This window comes from Roseateles sp. GW823-FHT07B05 (assembly GCF_058794515.1).
This window is the reverse complement of sequence record NZ_JBXAGX010000005.1, coordinates 179,715-190,410: the sequence shown is the minus strand read 5'-3', so window position 1 is coordinate 190,410 and position 10,696 is coordinate 179,715. Positions and strand designations below refer to the sequence as shown.

The window sequence follows — 10,696 nt, the reverse complement described above, 5'->3', positions numbered from 1 at the left end:
TGAAGGCCTCACTGCCGCTGGCGATGCTGGGCGGCATGAACCAAGCCCTCTTCATCAAGCTGGCCATCCTGGCCGCCGTGTCCCTGCTGCTGTGTGTCGTGCTTGCCCAGATCGGCGGCCTCGTCGGCGAGCGCCGAATGCGCCAGAACGAGGCCGAGCAGAGCGTCGAGCAATCCCAGGCCGGCCCGCAGCTGCTGCTGGGCCCGCTGCTGACCCGCAGCTGCAAGGAGACCTGGGCGCCGTACAAGGACGGCGTGCAGAGCCGCAGCTTCGCGGTGGTGCTGCCACCGTCGCACCTGCAGGTCGGCGGGCGCGTCAGCCCCGACCCGCGCTACCGCGGCCTCTTCAAGATCAACAGCTACGCCAGCAAGCTGACGCTGCTGGCGCGCTGGGATGACTTCGACGCGCTGAACCCGCCCGCGGAGAACGCCGGCGGCCGGATCGACTGCGGCGACGTCGTCGCGATGTTCTCGGCCAGCGACGCGCGCGGCCTGCGCGACGTCGAGCTCAAGCGCGACGGCCGCGTGCTGCCCGTGAAGCCCGGCACCACGCACGGCGTGTACCCGTCGGGGCTGCACACCGTGCTGCCGATGCCGCGCAGCGGCGAGACGCTGGAGCTGAACCTGAGCGTGGACCTCGTCGGCACGCGCAGCCTGGCCATCGTCCCTGCCGCCGCCAGCACGGCCGTCAGCCTGCAGTCCAGCTGGCCGCACCCGAGCTTCGCCGGGCGCTTTCTGCCGGCCGAACGCGACGTCACTGAGGCCGGCTTCTCGGCCCGCTGGCAGGTGTCCGAGCTGGCCAGCAGCGCGGCCGCCGATGTCGCCGCCGGCAAGAAGGAACTGGACACGCTGGCCGTTGAACTCATGGACCCCGTGAACCCCTACGTCATGAGCGACCGCGCCATCAAGTACGGCCTGATATTCATCGCGCTGACCTTCGTCATCGTGGGCCTCACCGAGCTGCTGACGGGCCGGCGCGTGCACCCGGTGCAGTACCTGCTCGTCGGCCTGGCGCTGAGCCTGTTCTTCCTGCTGCTGCTGAGCCTGTCGGAGCACCTGCCCTTCCTGCTGGCCTACGTCATCGCGGCGGCCGCGGCGGCGGTCGTGCTGACGCAGTACGCCGCGGCCATGCTGGGCGGCTGGTGGCGAGGCCTCGCGTTCGGCGGCGGCATCGCGCTGCTGTACGGCGCGCTGTACGTGCTGCTGAGCCGTGAGCAGACGGCGCTGGTCATCGGCGCGGTGCTGCTGTTCACCGTGCTGGCCGTGGTGATGACGCTGACGCGCCGGCTGGACTGGTACCGCCTGGGCAGCGAAAGGCTGGGCCAAGCCGAGTGAATTACGCTCGGCCCATGTCCAAAGAAGGCTTCGACTACATCATCGTGGGCGCCGGCACGGCCGGCTGCCTGCTGGCCAACCGGCTCAGCGCCGACCCGACCAAGCGCGTGCTGCTCATCGAGGCCGGCGGCAAGGACGACTACCACTGGGTGCACATCCCCGTCGGCTACCTGCACTGCATCGGCAACCCGCGCACCGACTGGTGCTTCCAGACCGAGGCCGAACCGGGCCTGAACGGCCGCCGGCTGCGCTACCCGCGCGGCAAGGTGCTGGGCGGCAGCTCCAGCATCAACGGCATGATCTACATGCGCGGCCAGAGCCGCGACTACGACAACTGGGCCCAGGCCACCGGCGACGACACCTGGCGCTGGGAGCGCGTGCTGCGTGCCTTCCGCCGCCACGAGCACCACTGGCGGCTGGACGACCCCAAGACCGCGCCCGACGGCTTTGCCGAGATGCACGGCCACCGCGGCGAATGGCGGGTGGAGCAGCAGCGGCTGCGCTGGCCCATCCTGGACGCCTTTGCCGCCGCCGCGCAGCAGGCGGGCATCCCCGCCACCAGCGACTTCAACGCCGGCACCAACGAGGGCGTGGGCTATTTCGAGGTCAACCAGAAGAAGGGCCTGCGCTGGAACACGGCCAAGGCCTTCCTGCGGCCCACCTGCTTCGGCCGCCCGAACTTCGAGATGTGGACCGGCGCGCAGGTGCGCAAGCTGCGCCTGATGCACGACGACGCCGGCCCGCGCTGCGGCGGCGTGGAGGTGCTGACGCCGCACGGCGTGGAGCAGCCGTGGCTGAACGCGGGGGGCGAGGTCATCCTGTGCGCCGGCGCCATCGGCTCGCCGCAGATCCTGCAGCTGTCGGGCCTGGGGCCGGCGCCGCTGCTGCAGGGGCTGGGCCTCAAGGTGGCGCTGGACCTGCCGGGCGTGGGCGCCAACCTGCAGGACCACCTGCAGATCCGCGCCGTCTACAAGGTGCGCGGCGCGCGCACGCTGAACACGCGGGCCGCGTCGCTGGTGGGCAAGGCGTTGATCGGCCTGGAGTACGCGCTGCGCCGCAGCGGGCCCATGAGCATGGCGCCATCGCAGCTGGGCGCGTTCACGCGCAGCAGCCCCGACCGCCTGTGGCCCGACCTGGAGTACCACGTGCAGCCACTGTCGCTGGACGCCTTCGGCGAGCCGCTGCACGGCTTCGATGCGTTCACGGCCAGCGTCTGCAACCTCAACCCCACCAGCCGCGGCACGGTGCACATCACGTCGCCCGATGCGGCCGCGGCGCCGGCCATCCAGCCGCGCTACCTGTCCACCGACGAGGACCGCCGCGTGGCCGCCGAGAGCCTGAAGCTGACGCGCCGCATCGTCGCCCAGCCGGCGCTGGCGGCCTTTCAGCCCGAGGAATACCGGCCCGGCCCGCAGTTCCAGACCGACGAGGAGCTGGCCCGGCTGGCCGGCGACATCGGCACGACGATCTTCCACCCGGTGGGCACCTGCCGCATGGGCCGCAAGGACGATCCCGGCGCCGTCGTCGACTCCCGCCTGCGCGTGCGCGGCGTGACCGGGCTGCGCGTGGCGGATGCGAGCGTGATGCCGACGATCACGAGTGGCAACACGGCGTCGCCGACGTTGATGATTGCGGAGAAGTTGGCGGGGTGGTTGGCGGGGTGAGCCCCGCTGCCGCGACGTCAGGCGCGCAGCTGCCGGCCGTCGCTTCCACGAATAGCGGAGAGCACTCCTTGGGCACATCCCTTGCCATTGCCTGGTTCACCCTTTTGGCGGTGCCGCCCACGGCGGTCATCGCGTTCCTTGTCGCGAACAAGTCCAGGCCCGCGCTGATCAAGCGCTTGGCCATCGGCTGCGCGGTTCTCATCGTCGGTGTCGTCGGCAGCGCACGGCTGGATATATCCCTCATGTCCAACGCCGCCAACCTCGTCTGCCTTTCTGCCGCCTATCTGGCCTATGCCTTTCTGGCGACCTGCCTCTGGCGGGTTCGATCGTTGTTCTTGAGGGTGCCGGCTCTGCTCATCGCCGCGGCCCCGATCGCCGGGGGATACGTGATGGGCACCATGGGTTTTCTTGGTCTGGCGTTCATCCTGGCCGATTTCGCTAACCCACCCCTGCAGACGGTCCGGATGGCCGCCGGCCTGGAATGCCGCATCCAGGCCTGGGGCAACGCCATCTCCGACACGGGATACACCGTGTACCTGTATCGGCAGTGGCCTCTGGTGCCCTTTGTCGAAAGAGAGGTTTCCAAGGTGCGGGTGAACGAGACGAATCCAGGAACGGGGCCTACCGCCGCGTCGTGCAAGGACGCATTGGCCGCCATGCGCTGACAAGCGCCGCGCGGCCATTCCATCGTCCGAATCTCTGCGGCACGGCAGCCGCCGACAATCGCGCCAATGCAATCCCCGGCGCCATCCCCCCGCGTGCTCGCCGTCATCCCCCCGATGACGCAGCTGAACACGCCCTACCCGTCCACCGCCTACCTGACCGGCTTCCTGCGCTCGCGGCAGATCGCCGCGCAGCAGGAGGACCTGGCGCTGGCGCTGGTGCTGGAGCTGTTCTCGCCCGCAGGGCTCGCGCAGATCCGCGAGGCTGTCCAGGCCCTGCCTGAAGCCCAGCGCACGCCGCAGACCGCATGGTTCGCCGCTGAGTTCCCGGCCATCGCCGCCGCCGCGCCGCGCGTGATCGCCTTCCTGCAGGGGCGCGACCCGACCGTGGCGCACCGCATCAACACGCGCAGCTTCCTGCCCGAGGGTGCGCGCTTCGCGTCGCTGGACCACTACATCGGCGAAGAAGGCGAAGACCCGTTGGCCTGGGCGTTCGGCGCTTTGGGCCTGCAGGACCGCGCCCGCCACCTCGCCACGCTGTTCCTGAACGACCTGGCCGACGTGCTGCGCGACGCGGTGGACCCGCGCTTCGAGTTCGTGCGCTATGCCGAATCGCTGGCCGCCGCGCAGGCGCATTTCGACCCGCTGGCCGATGCGCTCGCCGCGCCGCTGAACCTCGTCGACGAGACGCTGAAGCGGCTCTCGCTGGACGCGCTGGAACAGCACAACCCCGACGTCGTGCTGCTGTCCGTGCCCTTCCCGGGCTCGGTCTACGCGGCGCTGCGCATCGCGCAGGCGATCAAGGCGGCGCGGCCCGAGGTGGTGTGTGTGCTGGGCGGCGGCTATGTCAACACCGAGCTGCGCGAGCTGGCCGAGCCGCGGCTGTTCGACTTCGTCGACTACGTGACGCTGGACGCCGGTGAACGGCCACTGCTGGCGCTGCTGGAGCACGTGGCGGGCAAGCGCTCGAAGACGCGCCTGGTGCGGACGTTCTGGCGCGATGAAGGCACGGTCAGGTACACGAACTTCGTCGAGCCCGACGTGCCGTTCGACGATGTCGGCACGCCGACCTGGGACGGGCTGCCGCTGGACCGCTACCTGTCGCTGCTGGACATGCTCAACCCGATGAACCGGCTGTGGAGCGACGGGCGCTGGAACAAGCTGACCGTGGCGCATGGCTGCTACTGGAAGAAGTGCAGCTTTTGCGACGTGAGCCTGGACTACATCTCGCGCTACGAGGCGGCCTCCGCCGAGGTGCTGGTGGACCGCATCGAGGCCATCGTCAGGGAGACGGGGCAGACGGGCTTTCACTTCGTCGACGAGGCCGCGCCGCCCAAGGCGCTGAAGGCACTGGCCGAGGAACTGATCCGCCGCGGCGTGGCCATCTCGTGGTGGGGCAACATCCGCTTTGAAAAGACCTTCACGCCCGAGCTGTGCCAGCTGCTGGCCGACAGCGGCTGCATCGCGATCTCGGGCGGGCTGGAGGTGGCGTCGGACCGGCTGCTGAAGCTGATGAAGAAGGGCGTCAGCGTGGAACAGGTGGCGCGCGTGACCAAGGCGTTTGCCGACGCCGGCGTGCTCGTCCACGCCTACCTGATGTACGGCTTCCCGACGCAGACGACGCAGGACACCGTGGACGCGCTGGAGTACGTGCGCCAGCTGTTCGAGCACGGCTGCATCCACAGCGGCTTCTTCCACCGCTTTGCGTGCACCGTGCATTCACCCGTGGGCATGAACCCGGCCGAGTACGGCGTCACGCTGCAGCCGCTGCCGGCGGATGGCCGCTTCGCGAAGAACGACATCGCCTTCATCGACCCTACGCCGACGGACCACGACGGCCTCGGCCAGGGGCTGAAGAAGGGCCTCTACAACTTCATGCACGGCATCGGCATCGACAGCGACATCCGCAGCTGGTTCCCCGTGCGCGTGCCCAAGACCACGGTGCCGCGCCGCTTCGTCGAGCGCGCACTCTCGACGCTCAGCTGATGTTCACATCCACCTTCACCTTTGCTCCCGGCGCCTACGACGACGAGTTCCACGCGCTCGATGCGCGCATCGCCGACATGGCCCGCGCCATCCCCGGCTACCTGGGCGAGGAGACCTGGGAGAACGCCGCGACCGGGCTGGTCTCCAACGTCTACTACTGGGACTCGATGGCCGCGCTGCAGCAGCTGATGGGCGACGCCGGCCACCGCGAGGCCAAGCAGGCGCAGGCCCGGTGGCTGAAGGGCTACCAGGTCGTCATCGCCGAGGTGGTGCGCAGCTATGGCGACGGCGGCATCCCTCATCCGCTGAAGGACCGGCCCGCCCGCTGACTTTTGTGCAGTGCACAATCGCTCAATCCAACAGGAGGTGAGCGATGCGGCGGGTCGTGTTCAACCAGAAGGGTGGCGTGGGCAAGTCCACGATCACCAGCAACCTGGCGGCGATTGCCGCGGCGGCGGGCCGGCGCGTGCTGGTCATCGACCTGGACTGCCAGGGCAACACCACGCGCTACCTGCTGGGCGACGCGGCCGACGAGGAGCTTGCCGGTTCAGCCGACTTCTTCGGCCTGACGCTGAAGTTCAGCGTGCGCGACAGCGACGGCAGCGAGTTCATCAGCGAAACGCCGTGGGACGGCCTGCACGTGATGGCCGCCAGCCCCGAGCTGGACGAGCTGCACGGCAAGCTGGAGAGCCGCTACAAGATCTACAAGCTGCGCGACGCGCTGCTGAAGCTGGAGAAGCAGTACGACGAGATCTGGATCGACACGCCGCCGGCGCTGAACTTCTACACGCGCTCGGCGCTGATCGCGGCGCAGGGCTGCCTGATCCCGTTCGACTGCGACGACTTCTCACGCCGCGCGCTGTACGGGCTGCTGGAAGCGGTGCAGGAGATCCAGGCCGACCATGCGCCCGAGCTGCACGTGGAGGGCATCGTCGTCAACCAGTTCCAGGCCCGCGCCTCGCTGCCGCAGCGCGTGGTGCAGGAGCTGCTGGACGAGGGGCTGCCGGTGCTGCAGCCCTACCTGTCGGCCAGCGTGAAGGTCAAGGAGTCGCACGAGCTGAGCCGGCCCATGATCCACCTCGACCCGCGCCACAAGCTCACGCAGGAGCTGGTGGCGCTGTACGAGTCACTCCCCGGCTGACAGCGGCGTGACGGGCCGGCGGCCCAGCGCCTCCAGCTGCGGCAGCACCTTGGCCTGGTCGCCCACGGCGATGACGATGAGGCGCGCCGGGTCCAGGTGCTGCTGCGCCGCCTTCAACGCGCTGGCCGACGTGACGGCGGCGTACTTCGCGGGCAGCTCGGTGATGGCCGACAGCGGCTGGCCGGTGGACCAGTTGCCGGCATAGCCGCCGACGACGGCGCCGTTGGTGTCGAACAGCCCCGGCAGGCTCAGCAGCTGCGCGTTGCGCACGCGGTTCAGCTCGGCCGCGCCCATGGGCTTGGCGCGCATGCCGGCAATCTCCTTCCACATGTCCACCAGCGCCGCGCCGGTCACGTCGGTGCGCACGCTGCCACGGATGCCGAACTGGCCGCGCTCGCGGCCCAGCGTGTAGCCGGAGTAGATGCCGTAGGTGTAGCCCTTCACCTCGCGCAGCTGGTTGTTGATGCGCGACGTGAACAGGCCGCCCAACGCGGCGTTCATGACCTTCAGCGAGGCCACGTCCGGCACGGCCGCGGTGGGCCCCGGCGCGACGACGGCCAGCGCCGTCTGCGGCGCGCCGGGCTTGTCCACCAGCACGGTGCGGGCCGCGATGGGCCGGGCCGGCGGCAGCGGTGCCACCACGGGGGCCGCACCCTGGCCCTGCCACGCGCCGAACAGCGGCTCGACGAGCGCGCGCAGCTCGGCCTCGGTCAGGTCGCCGGCCACCACCAGCGCCGCGCGCTCGGGCCGGTAGTGCGCCTGCCAGAAGCCGCGCAGCGCGGCTGCGTCCACGGCCTGGAGGCTGGCCTCGGTGCCCAGCGCGTTGGCGGCCAGCGGATGGCCTTCGCCGTAGACGGCGCGGTTGCCCACCACGCTGGCCAGCAGGTCCGCCTGCTCGCGCTGCTGCGCCAGCGCGGCCAGGCGCTGCGCCTTCACGCGCTCGATGTCGGGCGCGGCAAAGGCCGGGTTCAGCGTCACATCGGCCAGCAGGGCCAGGCCGTCGCGGGCGGCGGCCTTGCGGCCGGAGAAGTCCAGCCGCGCGTCCTCGGCGCCGCCCTGGGCCGTCAGCGTGGCGCCCAGCGCGGCCAGGCTTTCGGCGATCTGCTGTGCGCTGCGCGTGGTGCTGCCCTCGGGCAGCATGGCCGCCACGAAGCCGGCCAGGCCGGGCTTGTCGGCCGGGTTCACGGCCTGGCCGGCGCGCAGCACCAGGCTGGCGCTGACCAGCGGCAGGCCCGGCTTGGGCGAGTGGATGACCGTCAGCCCGTTGGCCAGCGTGAAGCTCTGCGCGGCCGGCAGCGCCAGCGGCTTGGCCTTGCCGGCGGCGGGCGGTTTGTTCCGCCAGGGCTCGGCGGCGTTCATGGCCTCGCGTTCGCCCTTGGCCGCCTTCGTCGGCATGGGCGGCGTGGGCACCTCGGGTGCCAGCACCTGTTCGCCCGGCAGCGCCTGCAGCGCGACGCGGCGGTTCTTGCCCAGCCAATGCGCCACGGCGGCGCTGACGGCTGCAGGCGACAGCGCGGCATAGCGGGCCAGATCCTGGCCCAGGTAGCCGGGATCGCCGGCCATCTGGTTGTAGTGGTTGACGAGGTCGGCCAGCGACGTGACCTTCTCCATGCGCTGCAGCACCTGCGTCTCGATGACGGCGCGGGCCTGGGCGATCTCGGCGGCCGTGGGCGGCTCGGCCGCGAGGCGCGCCAGCTCGGCATCCACCAGCGTCTCGATCTCGTCCAGCGACGCGCCGGGCCGCGCCACCACCTCGATGTCGAACACCGAGCTCAGCGACTGCGAGTCCTGCCCCACGTGCACGCTCTGCGCCAGCTGCTTGTCGCGCACCAGCAGGCCGTACAGCCGGCTGGCCTTGCCGCCGCCCAGCACATGGGCGGCCACGTCCAGCTCGGCGTCGCCCGCCTGGTACATGGCCGGCGTGTGCCAGGCCAGGTTGAGGCGGCTCAGCTCGATGCGGTCCCGCACGACGAGCCGGCGCTCCTTCGTGATCTCGGGCATGGCGACCTTCACCTCCGGCGGCTTGGGGCCGGCCTTCAGCGTGCCGAAGTACTTCTGCACCAGCGCCTTGGCCTGCACGGGGTCGAAGTCGCCGGCCAGCACCAGCGTCGCGTTGTTGGGCCGGTAGTAGGTGCGGGCGAAGGCCTTCACGTCCTGCAGCCGGATGCTCTGGATGTCGGCATGCGAGCCGATGACGGCCGCGCGGTACGGGTGGCCCTCGGGGTACAGCGCGTGGTACTTGGCCTCCTCGACGATGCCGTAAGGCTGGTTCTCGGTGGTCTGGCGGCGCTCGTTGCGCACCACGTCCTGCTGGTTGGCCAGCGCCACCGAGTCCACCTCGTCGATCATCCAGCCCAGCATGTCGGCCTTCAGCCACAGGCCCTTCTCCAGCTGGTTGGAAGGCAGCGTGAAGAAGTAGTTGGTGCGGTCGAAGTTGGTGGAGCCATTGGCATCGGTGCCGCCGGCGGCGTCGACGTACTTGTCGTAATCGCCGCGCGGCACGTGGCGGCTGCCCGCGAACATCAGGTGCTCGAACAGGTGGGCGAAGCCGGTCTGCCCCTTGGCCTCGTTGCGCGGGCCGGCATGCACCCACAGGTTGAAGGCCACCAGCGGCAGACGGTGGTCTTCCACCAGGATGACCTCGAAGCCGTTGGCCAGTGTGACCTTCTCGTGGCGGATGGCGAGGCGGCCGGCCTCGGTGCTGACGGCGCCTGCGGGCGCCGCCGCCGGCGCGCTCCAGGCGGGCAGCGACAGCGCACCGGCCAGCGCCAGCAGCGCGGCAAGACGGCGGGGAGCGGGAGTGTTCATGCCGATGGGTCCTTGAATCTTGATGCGGGGATTGGACGGCGGCGCGGGACGGCGCCGGAAGTGACGATGGTCACCACGGCGACAGCCAGGCGAGCACGGCCAGCCACAGCGGCGCGGTGGCCACGTAGAGCACGGTGGAGACGACGGTGGCGGCCGTCACCTCGGCCTCCAGCGCGCGGTAGCGCTGCGCGAAGATCAGCGCGTTGGAGCCCGTGGGCAGCGCCGCGATCATGACGATGACGGCCAGCGGCATGCCGGTCAGGCCCAGCAGCCAGTGGCCCACCGCCAGCACGACGGCCGGCATCAGCAGCAGCTTGGCGGCCACCAGCCCGACGAGGCCGTTCCAGGTGCGCGGCCAGCCGTAGTAGGCCAGCGACATGCCGATCAGCGTCAGGCACAGCGGCACGACGGCCGTGCCCAGCGACTGCAGCGCCTCGTCGGCCACGGCCGGCAGCGGCAGGTCGGTCGCGTTCCACGCCAGGCCGGCCAGCACCGGCAGCACGACCGGGTGGATGACGGTGTTGCGCACGGTCTGCAGCAGCGTGTCGACGAGATTGCCCGACGCGCGCTCGCGCGCCAGGTCCAGCTCCACCAGCGTCGTCAGCAGCGTCAGGATGCACAGCGCATGCAGGCTGACGACGGCGATGTGCAGCGCCAGCCCCTTCTCGCCGAACACGCCGGCCGCCACCGGCAGGCCCACCTGCAACGTGTTGCCGAAGCCCGCCGTGATGGCCTTGACGCTGGGCGTGACGACGTTCTGGCCCGGCGCCAGGCGCCAGCGGTACAGCCCGTAGGCCAGCGCGATGAGCACCAGCATCGGCACGAAGAACGCGCCCAGGAAGGCCCAGGGCAGCGCCTGCGTGTCCAGCCGCGCCGTGGTGCGGAACAGCAGCGCCGGCACGAAGATGTAGAACGCCGCGTTGGCCAGCACGCGGGCGGGGTCACCCTCTTCCCCGGGCTGGCTGCCCGCCTTCCCGCCGCCCAGCCAGCGCATGAGGCCGACGACCCAGCCGATGGCAACCGCCACCAGGATCGCCATCAGCTTCGCCGCGATCGCCCAGGTCATTCAGGACCCTCGTCCGGTCTTGCCACGCTGAACGC

General features: G+C 70.5%; 8 protein-coding genes. 6 read left to right on the top strand and 2 right to left on the bottom strand.

The annotated features are described in order from the left end of the window. Positions 1-35: 35 nt before the first annotated feature. The 6 genes from creD to AC1Q7O_RS13245 all read left to right on the top strand — a co-directional run bounded on the left by creD (position 36) and on the right by AC1Q7O_RS13245 (position 6,787). On the top strand, positions 36-1,334 hold the full coding sequence (gene creD / locus AC1Q7O_RS13270; RefSeq protein ID WP_492662711.1) for a cell envelope integrity protein CreD: 1,299 nt from the start codon (positions 36-38) through the stop codon (positions 1,332-1,334). Positions 1,335-1,348: 14 nt separating this feature from the next. Continuing rightward, entirely contained in the window at positions 1,349-2,998 is a 1,650-nt protein-coding gene (locus AC1Q7O_RS13265) for a GMC family oxidoreductase (protein ID WP_492659634.1), read from the top strand. Between the two features lie 68 nt (positions 2,999-3,066). After that, the gene (locus AC1Q7O_RS13260; protein WP_492659635.1) at positions 3,067-3,663 is read left to right on the top strand and encodes a hypothetical protein; all 597 of its coding nucleotides are present in this window, start codon (positions 3,067-3,069) and stop codon (positions 3,661-3,663) included. A gap of 66 nt (positions 3,664-3,729) precedes the next feature. Beyond that, a complete protein-coding gene (locus AC1Q7O_RS13255) occupies positions 3,730-5,646 on the top strand; it encodes a B12-binding domain-containing radical SAM protein (protein WP_492662710.1) in 1,917 nt (638 codons plus the stop codon). After that, positions 5,646-5,975, top strand: coding sequence for an antibiotic biosynthesis monooxygenase family protein (locus AC1Q7O_RS13250; protein ID WP_492659637.1), 330 nt, complete (start codon positions 5,646-5,648; stop codon positions 5,973-5,975). The genes AC1Q7O_RS13255 and AC1Q7O_RS13250 overlap by 1 nt, the downstream gene beginning before the upstream one ends. A gap of 44 nt (positions 5,976-6,019) precedes the next feature. Further along, positions 6,020-6,787, top strand: a complete 768-nt coding sequence (locus AC1Q7O_RS13245; protein WP_492659638.1) for a ParA family protein — start codon at positions 6,020-6,022, stop codon at positions 6,785-6,787. On the opposite strand, the gene AC1Q7O_RS13240 is transcribed toward AC1Q7O_RS13245, so the two are convergent. Continuing rightward, a complete protein-coding gene (locus AC1Q7O_RS13240) occupies positions 6,773-9,595 on the bottom strand; it encodes a M16 family metallopeptidase (RefSeq protein WP_492659639.1) in 2,823 nt (940 codons plus the stop codon). The genes AC1Q7O_RS13245 and AC1Q7O_RS13240 overlap by 15 nt on opposite strands. A 70-nt stretch (positions 9,596-9,665) precedes the next feature. Beyond that, positions 9,666-10,661, bottom strand: coding sequence for an AEC family transporter (locus AC1Q7O_RS13235; RefSeq protein WP_492659640.1), 996 nt, complete (start codon positions 10,659-10,661; stop codon positions 9,666-9,668). Positions 10,662-10,696: the final 35 nt, after the last annotated feature.

Excerpts from the sequence above, each read along its gene's own strand:
- AC1Q7O_RS13265 (WP_492659634.1), top strand. The coding sequence starts at position 1,349 with ATGTCCAAAGAAGGCTTCGACTACATCATCGTGGGCGCCGGCACGGCC.
- AC1Q7O_RS13240 (WP_492659639.1), bottom strand. The coding sequence starts at position 9,595 with ATGAACACTCCCGCTCCCCGCCGTCTTGCCGCGCTGCTGGCGCTGGCC.
- AC1Q7O_RS13250 (WP_492659637.1), top strand. The coding sequence starts at position 5,646 with ATGTTCACATCCACCTTCACCTTTGCTCCCGGCGCCTACGACGACGAG.
- AC1Q7O_RS13245 (WP_492659638.1), top strand. The coding sequence starts at position 6,020 with ATGCGGCGGGTCGTGTTCAACCAGAAGGGTGGCGTGGGCAAGTCCACG.
- AC1Q7O_RS13235 (WP_492659640.1), bottom strand. The coding sequence starts at position 10,661 with ATGACCTGGGCGATCGCGGCGAAGCTGATGGCGATCCTGGTGGCGGTT.
- AC1Q7O_RS13255 (WP_492662710.1), top strand. The coding sequence starts at position 3,730 with ATGCAATCCCCGGCGCCATCCCCCCGCGTGCTCGCCGTCATCCCCCCG.
- creD (WP_492662711.1), top strand. The coding sequence starts at position 36 with ATGAACCAAGCCCTCTTCATCAAGCTGGCCATCCTGGCCGCCGTGTCC.